This window comes from Actinocatenispora comari (assembly GCF_017312725.1).
Taxonomy (GTDB): domain Bacteria; phylum Actinomycetota; class Actinomycetes; order Mycobacteriales; family Micromonosporaceae; genus Actinocatenispora; species Actinocatenispora comari.
In genome coordinates this window covers 74950-97329 of record NZ_BOPO01000125.1, presented here as the reverse complement: position 1 = coordinate 97329, position 22380 = coordinate 74950, and the positions used below count along the sequence as shown (strand labels likewise).

The window sequence follows — 22380 nt, the reverse complement described above, 5'->3', positions numbered from 1 at the left end:
GGTACACCGGGTGGGGTATCGGGGTGGTCACCCGTACCTCCCCCGAGGTATGCCGGGTTTCTCCGCTGGCACGAAGACACCGGAACACCGCGCCGGCAGGATGGCGAGCGTGAATCCCTCAGACCCACCACCGCGCCGGGTGTCGCCGGTGTTCGTGGTGTTCCTGCGGATCGTGACGACGCTGTTCGCCGCGACCCTGCTGTGGCAACCGATCTCGGCCGGTACCTACATCTCCGGCCAGCCGGGCATGATGACCTGGCACGCCGTCGGCGCCGCGCTCGCGATGTTCCTGACCCTGCCGATGATGCTGGCCGGACTGCTGCTGCTGATCGGCGGCGGCACCTGGTGGCCGCTGGCGGCGTCCGCGCTGCTGCTGGTGCTGGTGATCGCGCAGATGGCGGTCGGCAGCACCCGGGTGCTCGCGGTGCACCTCCCGCTGGGTACCGCGCTGTTCGGCGTGGGCATGGCGTTCGCCTGGTGGTCCTGGACGAAACGGGCCGGCCAGCGGCGCTGGGGCGCCCGCGCGGCGACGGGGGTGGCGCGATGACCGCCGTCGAGTCGACCGCGCCCGCGGTACGCACGCCGTTCGTCCTGCTGCTGCGGGTGCTGGCGGTACTGACCATGGCCGCGATGCTGTGGCAGCCCACCGTCGCCGGGCTGTTCACCACCGGCCGGGTCTCGTACCTCACCTTGCACGACATCGGCGCCGGGGTCGCCGCGCTGCTGGTCGCGCTGGACGTCGTCGCCGCGGTACTGCTGCGCTGGCCCGGCCGCGGTTCCGCGGCGCTGATCCCGCACGCGGTCGCGATGCTGGTCCTGGTCGGTGCGCAGATGGCGCTCGGCTTCACCCACCTGCTCGCCGTCCATCTCCCGCTCGGCGTCCTGTTGTTCGGGATGGCGCTGGGATTCACGGCGCGCGCGTTCGCACGGAGGAAGCCATGAACCGCCGTCGGGTACTGGGACTGTTCGGTGCGGCCGGTGCCGCCGTCGCGGCCGGCGGCACGCTCGCCGGCTGCGGCGACACCACCGAGACCGCCGGCATCGTCCTGCCGTCGTCCGCACCGCTGCCACCGCGGTTCCGGGTGCCGCTGCCGATCCCGGCGGTCAAGAAGCCGGCGCGCACGGTGCACGGCGTCGACGAGTACGAGGTGACGCAGCGGATCGGCAGCGCCGAGATCCTGCCCGGCCGGACGACGAAGGTGTGGGGCTTCGACGGGACGTTCCCCGGGCCGACGTTCGAGGCGCGCGCCGGGCACGAGCTGCGGGTGAAGGTCCGCAACGAGCTGCCGCAGCCGACGTCGACGCACCTGCACGGCGGGGTCACGCCGCCGGACTCCGACGGGTACCCGACCGATCTGGTGGTGCCCGTCGGCGGCAGCTTCGACACGCACATGAAGCACTCCGGCGACATGCCGATGACGGTACGGCCGCAGGACTGGACCCTGCACCAGGGCACCAAGGAGTACCGCTATCCGTTGGGGCAGCGGGCCGCGACGCTGTGGTACCACGACCACCGGATGGACTTCTCCGCGCCGCAGGTGTGGCGGGGGCTCGCCGGCATGTTCGTGGTCCGCGACGACGAGGACGACGCGCTGCCGCTGCCCAAGGGCGAGCGCGACGTGCCGCTGCTGATCTGCGACCGGTCGTTCACCGCGGACGGTTCGTTCGCCTACCCGTCGATCGACCCGTCGCTGACCATGACCCCGGGCGTCACGAAGAAGTACATGCAGGGCGTGCAGGGCGACGTGATCCTGGTCAACGGCGCGCCCTGGCCGGAGTTGGAGGTGGCGCCGGTGCGCTACCGGTTCCGGATCCTCAACGCCTCCAACGCCCGCCGCTACCAGCTGGCCCTGGACGACGGCCGTCACCTGGTGCAGGTGGGCAGCGACCAGGGGCTGCTGGCCAGGCCGCGCACCCAGGCCAGCATCGTCGTGACGCCGGCGGAGCGGTTCGACGTGGTCGTCGACTTCTCCGCGTACCGGCCGGGCAGCACGGTGACGCTGGTCAACAAGCTGGGCAGCGGCGCCACCGGCCAGGTGATGCGGTTCCGGATCGGCGGCAGGGCCAGCGACGACTCGCACGTGCCGGCCCGACTGTCCGATGTGGAGACGCTGAAGCGGTCGCAGGCCAAGGTGACCCGGCAGTTCGACTTCCGGCTCAGCGGCAAGGGCTGGACCGTCAACAAGCAGTTCTTCAGCCCGTCCACGGTGCTCGCCCGGCCGGCCCTCAACTCGGTCGAGCTGTGGCGCTTCACCAGCGACTTCCACCACCCGGTGCACACCCACCTGGCGCACTTCCAGGTACTGACCCGGGACGGGCACTCGCCCGGTTCCACCGACCACGGCTGGAAGGACGTCGTCGACCTCCGCCCGTACGAGGTGGTCGAGGTGCTGGTGCGCTTCACCGGCTTCCGCGGCCGGTACATGCTGCACTGCCACAACCTGGAGCACGAGGACATGGCGATGATGGCCAACTTCCAGGTGGTCTGACGCGAACGGGCCCCGACCGCGCGACGCGGTCGGGGCCCGTTCGGCTGGTACGTGGTCAGTCGGCGTCGACGGTCGGCACCAGGTCGGTGCTGTCCGGCTTGCTGCCGTTGGTGTTGCCGCCGCCGGCGATGCGGGCCAGCAGCGCGGAGAAGTCGACCCCGGTCAGGTCGGTGCCGAGCTGCAGGCCCTGCGCGACCGTGGCGGCGACGTTCTTGGTAACCGCGCTCGCGCCGTCGGTGGAGATCACCGTCATCTTGTCGATCCCGGCCATCGGCTTGGCCGCCGCCTCGACGACCTCCGGCAGCATCTTCACCAGCATCTCCAGCACGGCGGCCTCGCCGTACTTGTTGAACGCCTCGGCCTTGAGCCGCATCGCCTCGGCCTCGGCCTGACCGCGGGCCAGCACCGCGGCCGCCTCGCCCTCACCCTCGCGCTGCACCGCCTGGGCGAGCGCGGCGCGCCGGGCCAGATCACCCTCACCGGTCAGCCTGGCCTGGTCGGCGTCGGCGTGCGCGGCCTCGACGGTCGCCGTGCGCTGCGCCTGGGCGCGCAGGATCGCGGCGTTCTTCTCCGCCTCCGCCTTCAGGATCGCGGCGTTCTTGGCGGCCTCCGCCTCCTGCTCCACCTTGTACCGGGCGGCGTCGGCCGGCTTGCGCACCTCGGTGTCGAGCTGGCGCTCCTTCAGCTCGGCGTTGCGCTGGGCCACCTTCTGCTGCTCGGCGAGGATCGCCTGGTCCCGCTCGGCCTTGGCCAGCGGGCCGGCCGCCTCGGACTTCTGCGTGGCGGCGTCGATCTCGGCCTGGATGCCGGCCCGCTTCAGCGCCAGGTTCCGCTCCGACTCGGCGATGACCTCCTCGGCGCGCAGCCGCTCCTGCTCGGCCGACTGGCGCGCGGTGGCCTCGGCGATCGCCGCTTCCTTGACCGCCCGGGCGGCCTCCGGGCGACCCAGGTTCTTCAGGTAGTCGCCGTCGGTGCGGATGTCCTGCAGCTGGAACGTGTCCAGCACGAGGCCCTGGTTGGTCAGCGAGTTCTCCGCCTCCTCGGCGACCTCGGAGGCGAACGCCGCGCGGTCGCGGATGATCTCCTCGATGGTCAGCCGGCCGACGATGGAGCGCAGCGCACCGGCGAGCACCTCACCGGTGAAGCCCTCGATCTCGTCCTGCTGGTCCAGGAACCGCTGGGCCGCGGCCCGGATCGCGTCCTCGGTGCCACCGACCTTGACGATCGCGACCGCGTCCAGGTTGCAGGTGATGCCCTGCTTGTTGATCGCACCGGTGACCGTGACCGGGATCCGCCGGCTGGACAGGTCGAGGATCTGCAGCCGCTGCACGACCGGCACCACGAACACCGAGGCGCCCATCACGACCTTCTGGCCGGAAAGGTCGGTCAGCCGGCGGCCGTCCGCGCCGAGCGTCGACTTGCCCTTCCGCCCGGTGACGATGAACGCCTCGTTCGATCCGGCGACCTTGATCCTGGACAGCACCAGGATGACGATCAGGATCACCAGCACCACGATGCCGGCGATCCCGATCAGGATGGGAGTGGTCATTTCTGTCCTTTGTGGATAGTGGGGATTCAGGAGCTTCGGGGAACCGCGCCGGGACCGTTCAGGCGGTGACGGCCGGCGGCAGCCGCAGGTCGGTCTCCTCGACCACGACGCTGGTCTCGCTCGGCGTCTCGATGACGAGCACCGGCGTGCCGAGCGGCAGCGCCCGGGCGGATCGCGCGTTGTACTTCAGGACCTGGCCGGAGATGGTGAGCTTGACCTCGCCGTACCCGCCGGGGCGGATCGGCGTGGTGACCGTGCCGAGGGCGCCGATCAGGTCGTCGCGGGTGAGTGTCGCGTCGGTCGGCATCCGCATCAGCGCGCGGGTCAACCGGATCACCAGCCAGCCGGTGGGGAACGCGGTGGCGAGGCCGGCGACGCCGCCCAGCAGCGCGGAGGGTGCGCCGGCGCCGGGGACCAGCGCCGCCACGATCCCGCCGACGAACCCGAAGGCGCCGACGAACCCGGCCACCACCGGCACCGAGAACGGCCCGTCGACGTCCGCATGACCGAGCTGGAACAGCTCACCGAACAGCAGCGAGACGGCCAGCAGCACGAGCCCGATCGCGCCGACGACCAGGAACGTGCCGGTCACCCAGTCCATGCCGCCCCCTCCTGCCGCCTCGCCGTCAGGGTAGCGACCGTCCGCTCGTGCCGGACGACCGTACGGTGACCAATCACCGCAACCGCCCCGGATCGGACGGCCCGGGGTCGCGACCGCGACGAGGATGTCCGATGGCCGCCGGAAAGTGTCGGTGGGCGCTGGGAGGATGGGTGGCATGCGGTGGTTGAGTGTGCCGTCCCCGATCGGCGACCTGATCGCGGTCGCGGACGACGACGCGTTGCGGCAGCTCCGGTTCGGCGGTCCGGCTCCGGCCGGCGAGCCGTCCCCGGCCGACCCGGTGCTGGCCGCCACCAGGTCCCAGCTCGACGAGTACTTCGCGGGTCGGCGCACCGGGTTCGACCTGCCGCTGCACCTGGTCGGCAGCGAGTTCGAGCGGGCCGTGTGGGCCGAGCTGACCCGCATCCCCTACGGGGAGACGTGCAGCTACGGCGACGTGGCGCGGGCGGTCGCCGACGACGTCGGTGCCTCCCGCGCGGTCGGCACCGCGAACAACCACAACCCGATCCCGGTGATCGTGCCCTGCCACCGGGTCGTGGGCGCCAACCGCAAGCTGGTCGGTTACGGCGGTGGCCTGCCGCGCAAGGTGTTCCTGCTGGAGCTGGAGGCGCGGGTGCAACTCACCGCGGGCGGCCTGTTCTCCGGCTGAGCCGGGGCCGGCCGGTGGATGCCCGCGGCGGAGACGACGACGGGCACGCCACCGGGAGGGTGACGTGCCCGTGGATGCGTCGATCAGCGCTCGAGCTCGCCGGCGATGAACTTGTCCACCGCGTCCCGCGCGGTCGAGTCGTCGTACTGCTCCGGCGGCGACTTCATGAAGTAGGACGAGGCCGACAGGATCGGGCCGCCGATGCCGCGGTCCTTGGCGATCTTCGCCGCGCGCAGCGCGTCGATGATGATGCCGGCCGAGTTCGGCGAGTCCCACACCTCCAGCTTGTACTCCAGCTGCAGCGGCACGTCGCCGAACGCCGAGCCCTCCAGCCGGACCAGCGCGTACTTGCGGTCCTCCAGGAACGGCACGTAGTCAGACGGGCCGATGTGCACGTCCGCGGTGCGCATCTCGTGCGGGATCTGCGAGGTCACCGACTGCGTCTTCGAGATCTTCTTGGACTTCAGCCGCTTGCGCTCCAGCATGTTCATGAAGTCCATGTTTCCGCCGAAGTTCAGCTGGTACGTCCGGTCCAGCCGCACCCCGCGGTCCTCGAACAGCTTCGCCAGCACCCGGTGCGTGATGGTCGCGCCGACCTGCGACTTGATGTCGTCGCCGACGATCGGCACCCCGGCGTCGGTGAACTTCTTGGCCCACACCGGATCCGAGGCGATGAACACCGGCAGCGCGTTGACGAACGCGACGCCCGCGTCGATCGCGCACTGCGCGTAGAACTTGTCGGCCTCCTCGGACCCCACCGGCAGGTACGAGACGAGCACGTCGACGTTCGCCTCACGCAGCGCGGCCACCACGTCGACCGGCTCGTCGTCGGACTCCTGGATCGTCTCCCGGTAGTACTCGCCGAGGCCGTCGAAGGTGTGTCCACGCTGGACGGTGACGCCGGCGGGCGGCACGTCGCAGATCTTGATCGTGTTGTTCTCGCTGGCCACGATCGCCTCGGACAGGTCCCGGCCGACCTTCTTGGCGTCCACGTCGAAGGCGGCCACGAACTCGACGTCGCCGACGTGGTAGTCGCCGAACGTGACGTGCATGAGTCCCGGCACGCGATCCGACGGGTCGGCGTCGCGGTAGTAGTGCACCCCCTGGACCAGGGACGCGGCGCAGTTGCCCACTCCGACGATGGCAACGCGGACAGAACCCATCTCTGTCTCCTTCTCTAGACGGCCACCTCGGGCGCGCAGTCGCGGCCTGCGCCACGGCCCGGTGTGGTGCTGTGCGACGGACCTAGTCGGGCCGGCGTTCGCCGGCGGGCCGATCGGGTCCCGTGTTGTTCGGGCCAGCCGCGCCCGGGCTCGGGTGCGGTGTGGTGACTGTCGGCGGCTGCCCGGTCCGTTCGTGCACGATCAGCTCCTCCAGCCAGCGGACCTCGCGGTCGGCCGCTTCCAGGCCGTGCCGCTGGAGTTCCAGGCTGTAGGCGTCGAGTCGTTCCGCGGCGCGGTTGAGCGCGTCCCGCAGACCTTCCCGGCGCTCCTCGACCCGGCGGCGGCGACCTTCCAGGATCCGCAGCCGGGTCGCCGCGTCGGTACGGCCGAAGAAGGCGAAGTGCACGCCGAACGCGGCGTCGTCGTACGCCTCCGGGCCGACCTGCGCGAGCAGATCACCGAACCGTTCCTTACCTTCCGCAGTCAGCTTGTAACTGATCCGGCTGCGCTTGCCGAAGCCGGGCTTGCGTCGCAGTGGACGCTCGGCGCTGCCGGTGGCGGCCGGTTCGGCCGGATCCGAGTCCTCGGTGATCCAGCCGGCCTGCTGCATCCGGCGCAGCGTCGGGTAGAGCGTGCCGTAGCTGATCGCGGCCCGGAACGGTCCGAGCATCGTGGTCAGCCGCTTGCGCAGCTCGTACCCGTGCATGGGCGACTCGTGCAGCAGGCCGAGCACCGCGAGATCCAGCACCGGCTGCCACCTCCCGCCCGCCAGGTCGTCACTGCCAGCGACCCGAGTGGGTCGCGCCGATGTATCGGCTCGATACATCGACACCATAACAGCCGCGCGACCTGCGGGGAACCCGCCGCATCCCGCGGCCGCCCTGCGCAGCGATAACTACGCTGGGTAGTGCCCGTTTTAACCTTGCGCGGGTGTGCGTGAACGTGGTTGGCGCGTACCCTCGTGCCCATGCGCACGCAGCGGCAGGTCGTCGACTACTCGCTCCAGAAGCGAGCGACGCTGCGCGCGCTGTTCGCTGGGCGGATCGGCACGTACGAAGCCTGTGACGCCTCGCCATACCTGCTCAACGCGGCCAAGTTCCACGGCGAGCGCACCGAGACGCACTGTCCGGTCTGTCGCCGCGAACCGCTCTGGCACGTGCACTACATCTACGGCGACGAGCTGAAGCAGTCCGCCGGCCAGGCCCGGCGCAAGGCCGAGCTGACGACCCTGGCGCAGACCTACCGCGAGTTCAACGTGTACGTGGTGGAGGTCTGCCGCGGCTGCGGCTGGAACCACCTGGCCGAGCAGTTCCTGCTCGGGCGCGGGGTCGGTGACCCCGGCACGCGACACGAGGCGGCCGAGTGAACACGCTCACCGCCACCGCCGGGTCCGGCGGAGCGTGGAGCATGTGTGCGGTGGTGCGGTGTAGCTCACACGAACCGGACGGCGGCTGGGCAGCCGCCGTCCCCGACGGCATGGTGTGACGAATGACGAGCCCCCCGAACCGCCCGCGTGGCTCGGCCCGGGTCCCCGGGCCGGATCCCGACGGTCCCGGCGGTGCCCGCGACGCGGGCCAGCCCGGGCGGCACAGCGTCCCGGGCAACCACAGCTCAGCCGGCAACCACGGAGTGTCCGGCGGCGACTACGGCACCGCGCGACACGGTGCGGCCGGCGCCGACCAGCCGTACCGGCGGGGGCTCGCCGGCGGTGGTGGTCGGGCCCCGGCCGAGCGCCCCGGCGCCGGTACCTACGGCGGCCCCGCACGGCCGACCGGCAGCACCGGGTCGGCCCCGCGCGAGCCGGGTACCGCGTACGGGCGGCCGGCCCGGCACGGCGCCGACGACGAGCCGCCGAGCGGCCGGCACTCGGCCGGTGGTGGTCGGCACTCGTCCGACCCGCCGACCGGCTCCGCCTCCGTCGGCGGCGCCACCCGGCGCAGCGCGTTCGGCAGCGGCGCGACCGGCTCCGCGTCGGTGGGCTCGGCCTCCGTCGGCTCCGCCTCGGTGGGTTCCGCCTCGGTCGGCTCGGCTTCGGTCGGTTCGGCTTCGGTGGGTTCGGCCTCGGTCGGTAGCGCCTCGGTCGGCGGCGCCGGGATGGGTCGCGCCACCGTGCGACCCGCCGGTCCGGACGGCCCGGGCGACTTCTTCGGCGACGGCAGCCCGCTCAGCCGGGCCGAGGAACGCCGCCGGTACCGGGAGACGCCGAAGGCGCAGAAGAAGCGCCGCCGGCGGCGCCGCATCATCGCCGGCGTCGCGGTGTTGCTGCTGCTCACCGGCATCGGCACCATCGGCGGTGCGTTCTACTTCACCAACGTGACGCTGCCCGAGCAGCTGCCCACCCCGCAGGCGTCGACCTTCTACTACGACGACGGCAAGACCGCGATGGCGAGGCTCGGCGCGAGCGACTCCAACCGGCACGTCGTCGACATCGACCAGGTGCCCGAGCGGGTGCAGTACGCGGTGGTGGCGGCGGAGGACAACACGTTCTTCACCAACTCCGGCGTCGACGTCAAGGGCACCATCCGGGCGTTGTGGAACAACGTGACCGGCGGCAGCACGCAGGGCGCCTCGACCATCACCCAGCAGTACGCGAAGCTGTCCGAGGACGCGAACACCGCGGCGGACCGTACCTACACGCAGAAGCTGAAGGAAGCCGTCGTCGCGGTCAAGCTCGACCAGAAGTACTCCAAGAAGCAGATCCTCGGGTTCTACCTCAACGCGGTCTACTTCGGCCGCGGCGCGTACGGGATCCAGGCGGCGGCGCAGGTCTACTACCACAAGGACATCAGCAAGCTGACCACCGAGGAGGCGGCCGTGCTGGCCTCGGTGATCAAGGACCCGTCGATGGACGACCCGGCGGTCGACAAGAACCTCGCCCAGGCGCGCTGGGAGTACACGCTCAAGCAGATGACCAAGCTGGGCAAGTACCACAAGCCGATCTCGCTGAAGAACTACCCGATGCCGGACAAGCCGAAGGCCAACACCGGCGCGAGCTTCGGACTCGACAAGCCGACCGGCTTCGTGGTCACCCAGGTGATCAACGAACTCGCCCGCGACCGCACCCTCTCCGACGCCTCGACCTACCACAAGGCGCGGGAGGAGACGAAGCAGAAGCTGGAGACCGGCGGGTACAAGATCGTCACCACGATCAACAAGAAGGCCGAGGACGACGCGATCGCCTCTGCTCACGACGTGATGAACGGGAGCCAGGAAGACCACGACGCCCAGAAACAGAACAAGCACCGGCTCGCCACCGCGCTGGTCTCGGTGCAGCCGGGCACCGGCAAGGTGATCGCCTACTACGGCGGCGACGACGGCACCGGGTTCGACATGGCGGCCAACCCGCACCAGCCGGGTTCCTCGTTCAAGGTGTACTCGCTGGCGCTCGCGATCAAGAACGGCATCTCGGTCAAGTCGCTGTGGAACGGCGACGCGGCCGAGAAGTTCGACGACCGCGGCGGCGACGGCAAGGTGCACAACTCCGACGGCGAGGCGTGCAGCGACGGCGGCATGGACGCCGAGGGCCACAAACTCTGCACGCTGACCAAGGCGACGGTGATGTCGCTGAACACCGTGTTCTACGCCCTGACGCAGAAGCTGGGGAAGGACAAGGTGCTGGAATTCGCGCACCAGGCCGGCATCGACACCATCGTCTCGGACGGTTCCAACGGCAAGCCGGCGCACAAGTTCGACCTGACCACGACCAGCGCGCAGGACGCCGTCGCGCAGGGCGGCCTGGGCAACGAGCTCGGCTTCGGCCAGTACCCGGTGACGCCGCTGGATCACGCGAACGGGTACGCCACGCTGGCCGCCGGTGGCAAGTACAGCACCGAGCACTTCGTCACCAAGGTCACCGACTCGCACGGCGTTCAGGTGCAGCTGCCGAAGGTGAAGCACCGCCAGCTGTTCAGCGAGGACACCTCGGCCGACCTCGACTGGGTGCTGAAGCAGGTCGCCAGCAACGAGAAGCAGAAGATCGACCCGCCGCGCGACCAGGCGAACAAGACCGGTACCTGGGAGTGGGCGAACCCGGAGGGCAAGAACGCGAACTCGCACGCCTGGATGTGCGGGTACGTGCCGCAGCTCGCCACGGTGGTCTGGATCGGCCGCAAGAAGGGCGACGGCCCGATCTACAACATGTGGGGCGCCCCGATGTACGGCTCGGAGTACCCGTCCTTCATTTGGAAGGAGTACATGTCGAAGGCGGTGCAGGACCTGCACATGCCGGCGCAGAACTTCCCGCCGCCGGTGTTCGGGGGCAGCAAGACGGCCGGCCAGGTTGCGTCCTCGTCGCCGTCGCCGAAACCGACCCACAGCGACGACCCGCACCCGACCGGGCGGCCGACCAACAGCGTGACCCCACCGGGCTGGCCGCCGGGCACCGGGACACCGTCGGACGGCCCGTCCTCGCCGACCTGCAACATCTGGGATCCGAACTGCAACACCGGTGGCCCAGGCAACGGCAACGGCCCCGGCGGAAACAACGTCGCTCCCGACGGCGCCGGGTAGCGGGGTGCGCACCCACCGAGGGCGTCGGGCAGGATGGGCGGCATGAGTGGCGAGACCCGAAACGTCCCGTCGCGGCTCGGTGGGTCGCGCCTGCGGCTGCCGGACGAACCGGCCCGGGAGGACTGGTTCGCCGGCGGCCTGTCCGAGGCGATCGGTGGGCCGTTGGGCGACCATGCCGTGCGGCCACCGGTCCGGCGCTACCTCACGCCGGTCCGGATCGTGCTGGCGCTGGCCTGCCTGCTGTTCGCGCTGCACTGGGTGCAGAAGTCACCCTGCCGGGACGGCGCGTGGGGTGAGCTCAAGCAGTACAAGGACCACTGCTACACCGACGTGCTCGCGCTGTACTACGCCGAGGGGCTCGGTGACGGCAGGGTGCCGTACGCCGACCACGCGGTCGAGTACCCGGTGCTCACCGGCCTGTTCATGGGCGCGCTGGGGCTGCCGGTGCACGCGATCGCCCAGCACTTCGACATCAACCAGGGCAAGTGGTTCTACGACGCGAACGCGATCGTGCTGTCGCTGCTCGGCGTCGGCACGGTCGCGATGGTGCTCGCACTGAGACGCCGACGACCGTTCGACGCGTTGCTGCTCGCAATCGCACCGGCGATGCTGGTCACCGCCACCGTCAACTGGGACCTGCTGGCGATCGCGCCCACCGTCGGCGCGCTGCTGGCCTGGTCCAGACGACGACCGGCGCTGGCCGGGCTGCTGTTCGGGCTCGGCGTGGCGGCCAAGTTCTACCCGCTGCTGATCCTCGGGCCGCTGCTGGTGCTCGCGCTGCGCAGCGGGAAGCTGCGGCAGGCCGGCACCACGGTGCTCACCGCCGCCGCCACCTGGGTGGTCATCAACGCGCCGATCGCGATGCTCTACACCGACTCGTGGCTGCAGTTCTTCCGGCTCAACTCCACCCGCGGCGTCGACTGGGGCACCGTCTGGTACGTCGGGGCGCACTTCCCCACCGGCGGGAAGAACGCCGGCCTGCCCGGGTTCGGCTACCTGAGCACCCACATCACCACCCTCAACCTGCTGTACGGGGTGCTCTTCGCGCTCTGCTGCCTCGCCATCGGTGCGCTGGCGATGTTCGCGCCGCGCCGCCCGCGGCTGGCGCAGCTGGCGTTCCTGGTCGTGGCGTGCTTCCTGATCACCGGCAAGGTCTGGTCGCAGCAGTACGTGCTGTGGCTGATCCCGCTGGCGGTGCTGGCCAGACCGCGCTGGGGTGCGTTCCTCGCCTGGCAGCTCGCCGAGGTCGGCTACTTCCTCGCGTTCTACGCCGAGCTGATGGCCGCGTCCGGTACCACCGTCGTACCGGAGTGGGTGTTCGTGTTCTTCTCGCTGTGCCGGCTGGTCACGCTGGTCGTGCTCGTCGGGTACGTGGTGCGCGACATCCTGGTGCCGGCCCGCGACGCGGTCCGCGCGGACGGCAGCGACGACCCGGACGGTGGTGTGTTCGACCACGCCCCGGACGTGTCGTGGCTACCCGGCGCGGCCCGGCCGGCCGCGCCGATCCCGGCGCCTTCTTGACGCTCGGCCGAGCCGGCGCGGCTCCTTCGCCGGCATCAGGACCGCCCGAGCACCGCCCGCCCGCGCCGCGCCGGCCCGATCCGCGCCGCAGCGGGGCGGAGACGAGCGCGGGCACCGCCGTCATCCTTCGGCATCCACGAGACACCGAAGGCTCACGGCGAGAGGGAAAGACGTGTTGGAACACGAGTTGCCGGCCGGGATGGCCGAGTTCATCGGGACCGAGTTCGGGCCGCGCGGGCGGCGCTGGCTCGCCGACCTGCCCGCGCTGGTCGACGCGACCTGCCGGCGCTTCGGGGTACGCATCACCGGGCCGGTGCTGCCCGGCGGCACCCACTCGTACGTGGTGCCGGTACGCCGTGGCGACCGCGAGCTGGTGCTGAAGGTACCCGTGCTGGACGACGAGAACGTCGGCGAGTGCGCGGCGCTGCGGTGCTACGGCGGTGTCGACGCGGTCCGGCTGTACGACGTCGACCTCGACTCCGGTGCGCTGCTGCTGGAGCGCGCCGACCCGGGTACCGCGCTGCTCACCGAGTACGAGCGGGGTGCGCTGACGCTGGACGAGGTCGTCGAGGTGGTCACCGGGCTGTTGCGCCGGCTCCGCCGGGTGCCGGCCGGCGATCTGAGCCACCCGGCGCCGCGGCCGGGCCTCGACCCGCCGGACGGTCCGCCGGTCGCCACGACCGAGCCGTTCCCGCTGGTCCGGGACCTGGCGCTGCGGTGGTCCCGGAGGCTGCCCCGGGCGTACCGGGAGCTGACCGCACCGACCGCCGGCGACCCGGCGGCCACCCCGCGGACGGGCGGCGACCCGCCGGCGGTGGAACTGCCGAGGGCGCTGTTCGACGAGGCGACCGAGCTGTGCGTCGCGCTGGCCGAGCCGGACGGGCCGGACGTGCTCGTCAACCGGGACGCGCACACCGGCAACGTGCTGTCCGGCCGGGGCGGCTCCGCCTGGCTGCTGATCGACCCGAAGCCGGTCGTCGGCGACGCCGCGTTCGACGCCGGCCACCTGCTCTGGGACCTGCTCCGGTACGAGCCGACCCCGGCCCGGGCCGCCCGGCTCGTCGACCGGATCGCGGGCGGCCTCGCCGTCGACCGGGCCCGGGTCCGCGGCTGGGCGCTGATCCGCACGGTGGAGAACCTGACCTGGGCGGTACCGGCCGGCCAGGCCGCGCCGTACCTCGCCGGCGCCGCCGCGCTGGCCGCGAGCTGACCCCGCGCCGTTCCCGGACCGAACGGTCCGGGAACGGCCACTACGCCGGGTCGAGGACGTAGACGACCGCCGGGCCGGTGTCGTGGAGCTTGACGCCGAGCCCGATGGTCGACTTCGAGATCACGTTCTGGTACGGCGTGCCGGCCAGGCCGTCGCGGAACACCACGACGGTGCGCACCCCGAGCTGGCGCAGGTAGTCGACGCTGCGCTGGCTGGGGAAGTCGGTGGCCGCCTGCCGGATCTGGTCCTGCTTCGCCGGCTGCACCCCGCTGCCGCCGTTGACCAGCTGCGGGAACCCGTCCGTCGACCAGTACATGTAGCGCTGGTCGGTGAGCGTGTCGGTCGGCAGGATCAGCACCGGGCCGGCGAGCGCGTGCATCTCCCGCGGCTCGGTCGGTACCTGCGGGTGCGGCGTGCGGGCCCACCCCTCGATCAGCACCAGCACCAGCGGCACCGCGACGAGCAGCCGCAGCGCCGGCCCGACCCGGCGCGGGTTGCGCCCCCGGGACACCGCGAACTCGTCCGCCCGCTGGCTCAGCGCGTTCACCGCGCCGGCCGCGAGCAGGGCCAGCAGCAGCGTCGTCCACAGCACCAGCCGCCCCGGGGTACGGATCGCGTCCCAGGCCGGCAGGTGGTCGTAGAGCACCAGGTAGGTGTACCGGCCGCCGCCCGGGAAGGCGGTGCCCATCGCCAGCACCACGCTGACCGCGACCCCGGCGAGCAGCAGCAGCCGGGTCCGGATCCGCCAGCTGGACAGGAACAGCCCCAGCACCGCGAACGCCACCAGCACCATCCCGACCAGCAGCGTCATCTCCGGCTGGAACGGCAGCGCCTGGCGCGCCTGCGCGTGCGTGTCACCCCACAGCCAGGACTGCTCGGGCGCGATGAAGAACCCCTGCCACGGCGGCGAGAACAGCTTCAGCTCGGCGACCGTCCGGCGCGCCTCCGGATGCTCGTGCACCGCCCGCAGGTACGGCAGCCCCAGGTAGAGGCAGGTCGCGCCGAACACGGCCAGCCCGACCAGGTTGCCGAGCAGCAGCGACAGGTGGAACCGGCCGGCCCGCCCGGTGTCCTTGCGCAGCCGCCGGCGGATCCTGCGTACCAGCCAGACCACGCAGCCGACGGCGACCAGCACCCCGAGCAGGTAGCAGAACGGCAGCCCCAGCCCCCAGCCGAGGGTGACCTGCCAGGCGGCGACCAGCCAGCCGCCGAGCGCCCAGCCCCAGCGGACCCGGCCCGGCTTGCCGTCCCGCCGGAAGCTGAACCCGTGCCCGCGGGCCAGCATCGCCAGCGCGAGCGCGATGCCGCCGGTGGACAGGATGTTCAGGTGACCGCCGTGCGCCAACCGCCACGGCGCGTACGCGAACGCCGCGGCGGCCATCGCCGCACCGGGCTTGCGGGTGCCGAGCTGCCGGCACAGCGCGTACATCCCGACGAAGGCCAGCGCGTACGCCAGCACGTAGAGGATGTTGTAGCGCACCAGCGCGGCGACCGGGCCGGAGCCGATCATGCCCAGCGGCGCGTACCCGAGCAGGCTGTCGGAGAACGCGAGCGTGTCGTGGTCCGGGAAGAACGTGTTGCTGTCCCACAGGTGCAGCGGGTCGGTCAGCAGCGCGTGCCCGTCCCAGGCGATCTGCCAGGTCTGCAACAGCGGGTCGTAGATGTCCTGCGGGATCGTGCTCGCCGGATGCAGCACGGTCGGCCAGGTCATCAGCACCGCGAGCAGCAGCCCGGCGACGCTCGCCACCGTCCACTCGTGGCTGCAGAACCGGCCGACACCACCGCCGATCCGGCGCAACAGCCCCGGCGGGTTCGGCTCGACCGGCGCGAACCGGGACCACCCCGCCTCGTCGCCCTTGCCGCCGCTGTCGCTCTCGCTCTTCGTGCCGGCGGCGTCCCCGGCGCCAGCGCGGTCGGCCGTCTTCTCCGCCGCCCCAGCAGTCTTCTCCGCCGCCCCAGCCGTCTTCTCCGCCGCCCCAGCCGTCTTCTCCGCCGCCCCAGCCGTCTTCTCCGCCGCCCCAGCCGTCTTCTCCGCCGCCCCAGCCGTCTTCTCCGCCGCCCCAGCCGTCTTCTCCGCCGCCCCAGCCGTCTTCTCCGCCGCCCCAGCCGTCTTCTCCGCCGTCGCGGGCGCCGCCGTCGCCACTCCGGGCGCCCCGGTCGCTGCCCCGGCGGTCTCCGACGCCGAGCCGGCCGCCGATCCGGTCGGCTTCGGCGCCGCCGCGGTCGCCTGCTGGCCCGAGCCGGTACCGCCGGCGCCGGGCTCGGTGGACGGTCCGTCGGCGTCGTCGCGCTGTTCGGGTGCCGACTGCCGCAGGGTCAGGTTGGCCACCGACGGCTCGCTGGCCGCACCGCTGCTCGCCAGCGCACCACCCCGCCGTGACTCCGGCGTCTCCTCGCCGCTCACGAGCGGCCCTCCTTCGTCGAGACGCAGGTACGGTGCCGGATCGCGGCACGCCGCGCGGGTCGCCGGGTCACGAGGCCAGTCGCTCTCGGAGGTAGGCGATGTCGGTGGCCTGGCCGCCGTCGGCGTTCGGCGTCTCCACCACCGCGGTGCAGCCCGCGGCGCGGATCACCTCGACGACCTGCTCGGCCGCCAGGTCGGGGCTGTCGGCGAGGTTCGCGTGCCGGTCCCGGCCGGAGTCGAAGCCGTCCCGGGAGCCGTTGGCGTGCACCAGATCGACCCGGCCGGTGATGCCGCGCAGCCGGTCGACCGCGGCGCCGAGCTCCTCCCCGCCGCAGAACGCGTGGCAGGTGTCCAGGCACAGCCCGGGGCCGAAGTCGCCGATCGCGTCCCACAGCCGGGCCAGGTTGTCGAACCGCCGGGCGCAGGCGTGGTCGCCACCGGCGGTGTTCTCGATCAGGATCGGCAGCGGGTACCCGCCGGTCTTCGCGGCGCCCTCGAACGCCTTGCGCCAGTTGTCGAAACCGACCTGGATGTCGTCCGCGGCGGTCACGTGGCCACCGTGCACGATCAGCCCCTTGGCGCCGATCGCCGCGGCCGCCTCGGCGTGCTGCGCGACCAGCTTGCGGCTCGGAATCCGGATGCGGTTGTTCGTGGAGGCGAGATTCAGCACGTACGGCGCGTGCACGTACAGTTCGAACTCGCCGGACGCGGCGGCCTCCCGCAGCTCCGCGGCGTGCGGATGCTCGGTCGGCGCCTTCCATCCCTGCGGATCGGCGAGGAAGAACTGCACCGCGTCCGCGCCGCGCTCGCGTGCGCCGGTGAGTGGGTCGTCGCTGTCCACATGTGCCCCGATACGCATGCCGCCGAGCCTACGGCGTCGCACCGACGTCCCGCGCTCCGTCCCGGCGGGCGGCCGGGCCCGGCATGTCCGTACGGTCGGGGTGTGGTCGCGCAGGGCGACCGGCGTGCGGCACGTGGTGCAAATCCGGAAAACGTTCGGGTTGTGCGGTCTACCGATCGGTAGCAAGATAGGGCTTTCACATCTCGGCCGCTGCCTGCCGCGGGCCCGCCGCCGCCACCGGGCACCGGCCGTACGACGTCGACAGGAAAACGCGGCAACGCGCGTCACTGACCGTGATGCATCTCGTTGACACGGTAGATCCGCCGCTCGCGGGTTGCCGCAATGACCTGGGGAGACCGGGAATGCGTTATCAGCCAAGACATCTTCGCCCCCGCGCTCGCACCGTGGCCGCGACCTCGATGGTGGTCGCCGGCCTGGTGGGCGGTGGTGCCGCACTGATGTTCGCGACGGCGCCGGTCGCGGCGAACCCGTCGCCCGCGGCGACGATCAACTACACCGGCGACTGCGGTCTCGGCATCGGGCTGTTCGGCAAGTCGGCACCGGACACCGATCAGCCGGTCTCGGTGCCGGCGGGCAGTTCGGTGGTGTTCGTCAACAAGATGAAGGTCAAGGCGACCCTGACCATCGGTTCGCAGACCTACAAGGACATCGCCGCCGGCGACAGCAAGACGGTGGCGATGGACCAGGGCACCGTGCATCCGACGATGAAGCCGGAGTGCCTGGCCAGCGGCAGCGACGGCAACTACAAGGCAGCGACGGTCACCGTCACGCCGGCGGAGAGCAGCACCACCGGCGGGAAGAAGACCTCCGGTGGCGGCTCGTCCACGTCCGGCAGCACGCACCAGCCGTCCGGCGGCTCCGCCGACTCCGACGGTGCCGCGAAGCACCCGACCGGCGACGCGAGCTCGGCGCAGCAGGTGCCCGGGCACCAGCCGAACGGCGGCGCGGCACCGAAGGTGCACGACCCGGTCGCCCGCGGTGCGGTGCCGTCCTCGGCGGCCGAGCCGGGTGCCGGCTCGGGCACCAGCGGCGGTGGCGGTGAGGTCTCCGGTACCTCGATCGCCAAGGCGCCAGGTTCGGTGGCCGCGCACCCGGTCGCCAGCATCGGTCCGAACAGCGCCACCAGCGTGCTCGCCCTGATCGCGGCGATCTGCCTGGTCGGCGTCGGTGCCGCCGCGGTACGAACGGTGCTGTCCCAGCGCAGTCGGGGCGGCGCGGCACACAGTTGACAACGTCGTGGCCGACAGGACACGGCGCACATAGTCTCCGCGGGGCGGCCGGCTCCCACCTCATCGGTGTGGTCGTTCCTCCCCAGGTCCCACCCTGTAAGGCTCGGACCGGGCGCCCCGCGGCCCTCCACTCACGGTCGTGATCGTTCTGGTCGCACCTGGTAAGGCTCCGACCGGGCGGGGCCTCGACTCACGGCACTCGTCAGGGGCTGTGAGCGGGGACGCCGGGTTGGGGTCGGCTGACCACCGGCTGATATCGTTCTACGGTTCGGTCCGCGCCGCGGGGTCGTCCCCGCGGCGTTTCGGTGCCGAACGACGCACAGACCTCCTGCCACGGAAAGTCCGTGGCCGCCTAGTCCACAGGGGGTGAGAACGTCTTGCGTCACTACGAAGTCATGGTGATCCTCGATTCCGATCTCGAGGAGCGCACCGTCGCACCGTCGCTCGACCAGTACCTGAACGTGATCCGCAATTCGGGCGGATCGGTCGAGAAGACCGACGTGTGGGGCCGTCGCCGCCTCGCGTACGAGATCAACAAGAAGACCGAGGGCATCTACGCCGTCATCGACCTGTCGGCCGAGCCCGCCGCGGTGGCCGAGCTGGACCGCCAGCTGCGACTCAACGAGTCGGTGCTGCGGACCAAGGTCCTCCGGCCCGAAATTCACTGATATCCGATCGGTCACTCGTTGTGTCGTACGTCGGTGCGACCCTCGGGGTCCGAGTGTGAGGAGTGAGTCATGGCAGGAGAGACCGTCATCACGGTCGTTGGCAACCTGGTCAACGACCCTGAGCTGCGGTTCACCAATTCCGGCGCGGCGGTGGCGAGCTTCCGCATCGCGTCGACGCCCCGCACCTTCGACCGCCAGTCCGGCGAGTGGAAGGACGGCGAGGCGCTGTTCCTGAGCTGTTCGGTGTGGCGGCAGGCGGCGGAGAACGTCGCCGAGTCGCTGCAGCGCGGCAGCCGGGTCATCGTGCAGGGCCGGCTCAAGCAGCGGTCGTACGAGACCCGCGAGGGCGAGAAGCGCACCGTCATCGAGCTGGAGGTCGACGAGATCGGCCCCTCCCTGCGGTACGCGACGGCCAAGGTGCAGAAGATGTCGCGCAGCGGTGGCGGCGGTGGCGGGTTCGGTTCGTCCGGTGGTTCCGGTGGTGGGAACTCCGGCGGCGACGACCCGTGGGCGTCGGCCACTCCGGCCGCGAGCCGCTCCGGCGGCGGTAACAGCGGTTTCGACGACGAGCCCCCGTTCTAGCCGGCGTGCCGCCCCGCGCGGCACCGGCATCCGTACGTGAAAGGCAACACTGAAATGGCTAAGCCTCCGTCTTTGCGGAAGCCCAAGAAAAAGGTGAATCCTCTCGACAAAGAGAAGATCATCTACGTCGACTACAAGGACACCGCGCTGCTTCGGAAGTTCATCTCCGACCGCGGCAAGATCCGGGCCCGCCGGGTCACCGGTGTCAACTCGCAGCAGCAGCGGCAGATCGCGCGCGCCATCAAGAACGCCCGCGAGATGGCCCTGCTGCCGTACACCGCGCAGAACCGCTGAGGGGGACCGACATGAAGATCATCCTCACTCAGGAGGTTTCCAACCTCGGTGAGCCCGGTGACATCGTCGAGGTGAAGAACGGCTACGGCCGCAACTACCTGCTCCCGCAGGGCTTCGCGATCACCTGGAGCCGGGGCGCGGAGAAGCAGGTGTCGCAGATCAAGCGGGCCCGCTCGATCCGCGAGATCCGCAACATCGACCAGGCGCAGGAGGTCAAGGCCCAGCTCGACACGCTGAAGGTCACGCTGACCGAGCGCGCCGGCGACGGTGGCCGGCTGTTCGGTTCGGTCACCCCGGCCGAGGTCGTGTCTGCGGTGCAGGCGGCCGGTGGCCCGGCCCTCGACCGGCGCCGGCTGCAGGTCACCTCGCCGATCAAGACGGTCGGCAGCTACCAGATCCCGGTGCGGTTGCACCCGGAGGTCGTGGCGACCGTCAACCTCGACGTGGTCGCGTCGAAGTAGGTTCACGAGTTCCATCCCGGTGCCCGGGCGGTCCGCGACCGCCCGGGCACCGGTGTCTCCGGCCCCGGCCGTTCGCGACTCCTACCAGTCGGCAGGCCGAGACTGTCGGTACCCGCAGGTGGGGACCTATGCTGACGGGATGGCCAGTTGGTCCGGGTATCGCCCCCGGGCAGGTGACTCGGGCAGGAGGAGACCCCCGATGCGACGGATGATCGCGGCGGTCGCCGTCTGCGCCGCCGGCCTGCTGCTCGCCGGGTGCCGCGACTCCGCTGCCCCGTCGGCGCAGCCGTCCGACGTCGGTGCCACCTCCGCCACGCCGAGCGCCGGCCCGGCCCAGACCCGGCACGCCACCGCCGAACTGACCCGGGCGGTACGCAAGCTGGAGGCGACCAGCTTCGCGTTCGACGGCGGGACCGGCATCGCCCGGGTCAGCGGCTCGTACCAGCCGAAGCGGAAGCTCGGGCGGTTGGACGGCTCGTTCGGGATCGGCGCGATGGACGCCGTGCTGGTCGGGACCGACCTGTACGTCAAGGGTGTGGACAAGGACCCGGACGTGTGGCTGCGGATCCGCACCACCCGGCTGGCGCCCGGCAACGTGCTGGCGCAGGCGATCGACCCGACGCTGAGCACCCGCTACCTGGACACGATCGAGTCGGCCGCGGAGACCTCGCCCGGCCACTACCAGGGCCGGATCGACCTGGCCGAGCTGCGCGCCCGCGCGGCCGGCGACCGTACCGCGCAGCAGCTGACCACGCTGCTCGGGCCGTCGCCGCGGCGGGTCACGTTCGAGGCGTCGGTGGACCGGTCCGGCCGGCTCACCGAGCTGGCGATCAGCGTGCTGCGGTCGGACAGTTCGGCGCAGTCCACGGTGACCACCCGGTACCGCGACTTCGGCACGCCGGTACGGGTCGCCGCACCGCCGGCCGCGCAGGTCCGGGAGGCGCCGCAGCAGCTCTACACGGTGCTCGCGCCGAACCCGACCCCGTCGGCGAGCGCGACCGGCGGCAGCGCCAGCCCGGCCGCCGACGACTGACCGCGCGTCGCGGCCACCCGGCCCGCGAGTCCGGCCGCGCCCCGCCGAAGCCGTCAGCGCACCGCGGGTCCGGCTCGTGCCGCGAAGGCCGTCAGCTCACCGCCAGAGCGTCCGGGTTGGCCAGCGCCGGCGGCGTCTCGCCCCGCAGGTACGCGCCGACCGCGGTCGCCGCGAGCCGCGCCGCACGCTGCGCCGTCTGTACGGTGGCGCCGGCGAGGTGCGGGGTGAGCGCCGTGTGCGGCGCGGTCAGCAGCGGGGACGCCGGGTCCACCGGCTCGGTCTCGTACACGTCGAAGGCGGCCGCGCCGAGCTGCCCGGAGTCGAGCGCGGCCACCACCGCCGGGTAGTCGACGAGACCGCCGCGGGCGGTGTTGACCAGCGTCGCGCCGCGCGGCATCGCGGCCAGTTCGGCGGCGCCGATCATGCCGCGGGTCTCGTCGCTGAGCCGCGCGTGCAGGCTGACCACGGTCGACCGGGACAGCAGCTCGGGCAGCGGGGTGGAGGTGACCTCGGCGTCGGTCGGCAGGTACGGGTCGTGCACCAGGACCTCGGCGTCGAACGCGGTGAGGATGCGGGCGACCCGGCGGCCGATCGCGCCGTACCCGACCAGGCCCACGGTGGCGCCGGCGAGCTCGCTGCCGCACTCGGTCAGCGCGTAGAGGTCGCTGCGCCACTCCCCCGCCTGTACCGACACGTGCCGCTGCGGGATCTGCCGGAGCGCGGACAGCAGCAGCGCGACGGTGTGCTCGGCCGCCGCGACCGCGTTGCGGCCGGGGGTGGTGCACACCGCGATGCCGCGTTCGGTGGCGGCCGGGACGTTGATGTTCACCGGGCCGCCGCGGCAGCACACGATGAGCTTCAGCGCGTCCGACGCCGCCAGTACCCGCTCGGTGAACGGGGCCATCTGGGTCACCGCGACCTGGGCGCCGGCGAGCGCGGCGATCAGCGAGTCCTCGTCCCCGGACGCCTCGTCGACCTCGGCGACCCGCCCGTACGGGGTGTACGGCCAGGGCAGCGTCAGCGTCGTCGCCGACAGCGCGTCGGCGCCCAGCTCCGCGTCCAACGCCGCGCGGATCAGCGCGTCGGTGACGAAGTGGTCGCCGGCGACGAGGACCTGGGTCCGGGGCACGGGTGCTCC

General features: G+C 71.8%; 21 protein-coding genes. 14 read left to right on the top strand and 7 right to left on the bottom strand.

Going from position 1 to position 22380, the window contains the following annotated elements; translation table 11 throughout:
- Positions 1 to 109 precede the first annotated feature (109 nt).
- From NUM_RS30075 to NUM_RS30065, 3 genes are read left to right on the top strand one after another with little or no spacing between them, the layout of a single operon-like run.
- Positions 110 to 547 (top strand): hypothetical protein, encoded by a 438-nt coding sequence (locus tag NUM_RS30075; RefSeq protein ID WP_207128290.1) that lies wholly within the window; start codon positions 110 to 112, stop codon positions 545 to 547.
- Positions 544 to 942 carry a hypothetical protein gene (locus NUM_RS30070; protein ID WP_207128289.1) on the top strand — a complete coding sequence of 133 codons (399 nt, stop codon included), beginning with the start codon at positions 544 to 546 and terminating at the stop codon, positions 940 to 942. Before NUM_RS30075 ends, NUM_RS30070 begins: the two co-directional genes overlap by 4 nt.
- Positions 939 to 2489 (top strand): multicopper oxidase family protein, encoded by a 1551-nt coding sequence (locus tag NUM_RS30065; RefSeq protein WP_207128288.1) that lies wholly within the window; start codon positions 939 to 941, stop codon positions 2487 to 2489. The genes NUM_RS30070 and NUM_RS30065 overlap by 4 nt, the downstream gene beginning before the upstream one ends.
- 55 nt (positions 2490 to 2544) lie before the next feature.
- Here the strand turns inward: NUM_RS30065 and NUM_RS30060 are convergent, their stop codons facing one another.
- Both NUM_RS30060 and NUM_RS30055 read right to left on the bottom strand, forming a co-directional pair.
- The gene (locus NUM_RS30060; RefSeq protein ID WP_207128287.1) at positions 2545 to 4038 is read right to left on the bottom strand and encodes a flotillin family protein; all 1494 of its coding nucleotides are present in this window, start codon (positions 4036 to 4038) and stop codon (positions 2545 to 2547) included.
- 58 nt (positions 4039 to 4096) lie between these two features.
- Positions 4097 to 4639 (bottom strand): NfeD family protein, encoded by a 543-nt coding sequence (locus tag NUM_RS30055; RefSeq protein ID WP_207128286.1) that lies wholly within the window; start codon positions 4637 to 4639, stop codon positions 4097 to 4099.
- 175 nt (positions 4640 to 4814) lie between these two features.
- On the opposite strand from NUM_RS30055, the gene NUM_RS30050 reads away from it, so the two are divergent.
- Positions 4815 to 5306 carry a methylated-DNA--[protein]-cysteine S-methyltransferase gene (locus tag NUM_RS30050; RefSeq protein WP_207128285.1) on the top strand — a complete coding sequence of 164 codons (492 nt, stop codon included), beginning with the start codon at positions 4815 to 4817 and terminating at the stop codon, positions 5304 to 5306.
- 83 nt (positions 5307 to 5389) lie between these two features.
- Here the strand turns inward: NUM_RS30050 and NUM_RS30045 are convergent, their stop codons facing one another.
- Together NUM_RS30045 and NUM_RS30040 are read right to left on the bottom strand one after the other, a co-directional pair.
- Positions 5390 to 6469: an inositol-3-phosphate synthase gene (locus NUM_RS30045; protein WP_207128284.1), complete on the bottom strand. Its 1080-nt coding sequence runs from the start codon at positions 6467 to 6469 to the stop codon at positions 5390 to 5392.
- Between the two features lie 82 nt (positions 6470 to 6551).
- Positions 6552 to 7217: a PadR family transcriptional regulator gene (locus NUM_RS30040; RefSeq protein WP_207128283.1), complete on the bottom strand. Its 666-nt coding sequence runs from the start codon at positions 7215 to 7217 to the stop codon at positions 6552 to 6554.
- Between the two features lie 219 nt (positions 7218 to 7436).
- On the opposite strand from NUM_RS30040, the gene NUM_RS30035 reads away from it, so the two are divergent.
- The 4 genes from NUM_RS30035 to NUM_RS30020 all read left to right on the top strand — a co-directional run bounded on the left by NUM_RS30035 (position 7437) and on the right by NUM_RS30020 (position 13709).
- Positions 7437 to 7835 (top strand): DUF5318 family protein, encoded by a 399-nt coding sequence (locus tag NUM_RS30035; protein ID WP_207128282.1) that lies wholly within the window; start codon positions 7437 to 7439, stop codon positions 7833 to 7835.
- A 122-nt stretch (positions 7836 to 7957) separates the two neighbouring features.
- Positions 7958 to 10978, top strand: coding sequence for a transglycosylase domain-containing protein (locus NUM_RS30030; protein ID WP_207128281.1), 3021 nt, complete (start codon positions 7958 to 7960; stop codon positions 10976 to 10978).
- Between the two features lie 42 nt (positions 10979 to 11020).
- Entirely contained in the window at positions 11021 to 12499 is a 1479-nt protein-coding gene (locus NUM_RS30025; RefSeq protein WP_207128280.1) for a glycosyltransferase family 87 protein, read from the top strand.
- 172 nt (positions 12500 to 12671) lie between these two features.
- Complete coding sequence (locus NUM_RS30020) at positions 12672 to 13709, top strand: aminoglycoside phosphotransferase family protein (protein ID WP_207128279.1); 1038 nt, start codon at positions 12672 to 12674, stop codon at positions 13707 to 13709.
- 40 nt (positions 13710 to 13749) lie between these two features.
- Here NUM_RS30020 and NUM_RS30015 read toward each other — a convergent pair whose 3' ends face one another.
- Positions 13750 to 16113, bottom strand: a complete 2364-nt coding sequence (locus NUM_RS30015) for a hypothetical protein (RefSeq protein ID WP_207128278.1) — start codon at positions 16111 to 16113, stop codon at positions 13750 to 13752.
- Between the two features lie 67 nt (positions 16114 to 16180).
- Entirely contained in the window at positions 16181 to 16972 is a 792-nt protein-coding gene (locus NUM_RS30010; protein WP_207128277.1) for a deoxyribonuclease IV, read from the bottom strand.
- Between the two features lie 386 nt (positions 16973 to 17358).
- Here NUM_RS30010 and NUM_RS30005 point away from each other — a divergent pair, with 386 nt between their 5' ends.
- From NUM_RS30005 to NUM_RS29980, 6 genes are all read left to right on the top strand, one after another.
- Entirely contained in the window at positions 17359 to 18204 is an 846-nt protein-coding gene (locus NUM_RS30005; RefSeq protein WP_207128276.1) for a hypothetical protein, read from the top strand.
- Positions 18205 to 18581: 377 nt separating this feature from the next.
- Positions 18582 to 18872 (top strand): 30S ribosomal protein S6, encoded by a 291-nt coding sequence (gene rpsF / locus NUM_RS30000; protein ID WP_035295885.1) that lies wholly within the window; start codon positions 18582 to 18584, stop codon positions 18870 to 18872.
- Positions 18873 to 18941: 69 nt separating this feature from the next.
- Complete coding sequence (locus tag NUM_RS29995) at positions 18942 to 19454, top strand: single-stranded DNA-binding protein (RefSeq protein ID WP_207128275.1); 513 nt, start codon at positions 18942 to 18944, stop codon at positions 19452 to 19454.
- A 54-nt stretch (positions 19455 to 19508) separates the two neighbouring features.
- Positions 19509 to 19748 carry a 30S ribosomal protein S18 gene (gene rpsR, locus NUM_RS29990; protein WP_030445252.1) on the top strand — a complete coding sequence of 80 codons (240 nt, stop codon included), beginning with the start codon at positions 19509 to 19511 and terminating at the stop codon, positions 19746 to 19748.
- Between the two features lie 11 nt (positions 19749 to 19759).
- Complete coding sequence (gene rplI, locus NUM_RS29985; protein WP_207128274.1) at positions 19760 to 20209, top strand: 50S ribosomal protein L9; 450 nt, start codon at positions 19760 to 19762, stop codon at positions 20207 to 20209.
- A gap of 199 nt (positions 20210 to 20408) precedes the next feature.
- A complete protein-coding gene (locus NUM_RS29980) occupies positions 20409 to 21242 on the top strand; it encodes a hypothetical protein (protein WP_207128273.1) in 834 nt (277 codons plus the stop codon).
- 91 nt (positions 21243 to 21333) lie between these two features.
- Here NUM_RS29980 and NUM_RS29975 read toward each other — a convergent pair whose 3' ends face one another.
- Positions 21334 to 22371, bottom strand: a complete 1038-nt coding sequence (locus NUM_RS29975) for a 2-hydroxyacid dehydrogenase (protein WP_207128272.1) — start codon at positions 22369 to 22371, stop codon at positions 21334 to 21336.
- Positions 22372 to 22380: the final 9 nt, after the last annotated feature.

What these genes read in the sequence shown, in the direction of transcription:
- NUM_RS30070 (WP_207128289.1), top strand. Translation starts at nt 544, where the DNA reads ATGACCGCCGTCGAGTCGACCGCGCCCGCGGTACGCACGCCGTTCGTC.
- NUM_RS30065 (WP_207128288.1), top strand. Translation starts at nt 939, where the DNA reads ATGAACCGCCGTCGGGTACTGGGACTGTTCGGTGCGGCCGGTGCCGCC.
- NUM_RS30060 (WP_207128287.1), bottom strand. Translation starts at nt 4,038, where the DNA reads ATGACCACTCCCATCCTGATCGGGATCGCCGGCATCGTGGTGCTGGTG.
- NUM_RS30055 (WP_207128286.1), bottom strand. Translation starts at nt 4,639, where the DNA reads ATGGACTGGGTGACCGGCACGTTCCTGGTCGTCGGCGCGATCGGGCTC.
- NUM_RS30050 (WP_207128285.1), top strand. Translation starts at nt 4,815, where the DNA reads ATGCGGTGGTTGAGTGTGCCGTCCCCGATCGGCGACCTGATCGCGGTC.
- NUM_RS30045 (WP_207128284.1), bottom strand. Translation starts at nt 6,469, where the DNA reads ATGGGTTCTGTCCGCGTTGCCATCGTCGGAGTGGGCAACTGCGCCGCG.
- NUM_RS30035 (WP_207128282.1), top strand. Translation starts at nt 7,437, where the DNA reads ATGCGCACGCAGCGGCAGGTCGTCGACTACTCGCTCCAGAAGCGAGCG.
- NUM_RS30030 (WP_207128281.1), top strand. Translation starts at nt 7,958, where the DNA reads ATGACGAGCCCCCCGAACCGCCCGCGTGGCTCGGCCCGGGTCCCCGGG.
- NUM_RS30025 (WP_207128280.1), top strand. Translation starts at nt 11,021, where the DNA reads ATGAGTGGCGAGACCCGAAACGTCCCGTCGCGGCTCGGTGGGTCGCGC.
- NUM_RS30010 (WP_207128277.1), bottom strand. Translation starts at nt 16,972, where the DNA reads ATGCGTATCGGGGCACATGTGGACAGCGACGACCCACTCACCGGCGCA.
- NUM_RS29995 (WP_207128275.1), top strand. Translation starts at nt 18,942, where the DNA reads ATGGCAGGAGAGACCGTCATCACGGTCGTTGGCAACCTGGTCAACGAC.
- rpsR (WP_030445252.1), top strand. Translation starts at nt 19,509, where the DNA reads ATGGCTAAGCCTCCGTCTTTGCGGAAGCCCAAGAAAAAGGTGAATCCT.
- rplI (WP_207128274.1), top strand. Translation starts at nt 19,760, where the DNA reads ATGAAGATCATCCTCACTCAGGAGGTTTCCAACCTCGGTGAGCCCGGT.
- NUM_RS29980 (WP_207128273.1), top strand. Translation starts at nt 20,409, where the DNA reads ATGCGACGGATGATCGCGGCGGTCGCCGTCTGCGCCGCCGGCCTGCTG.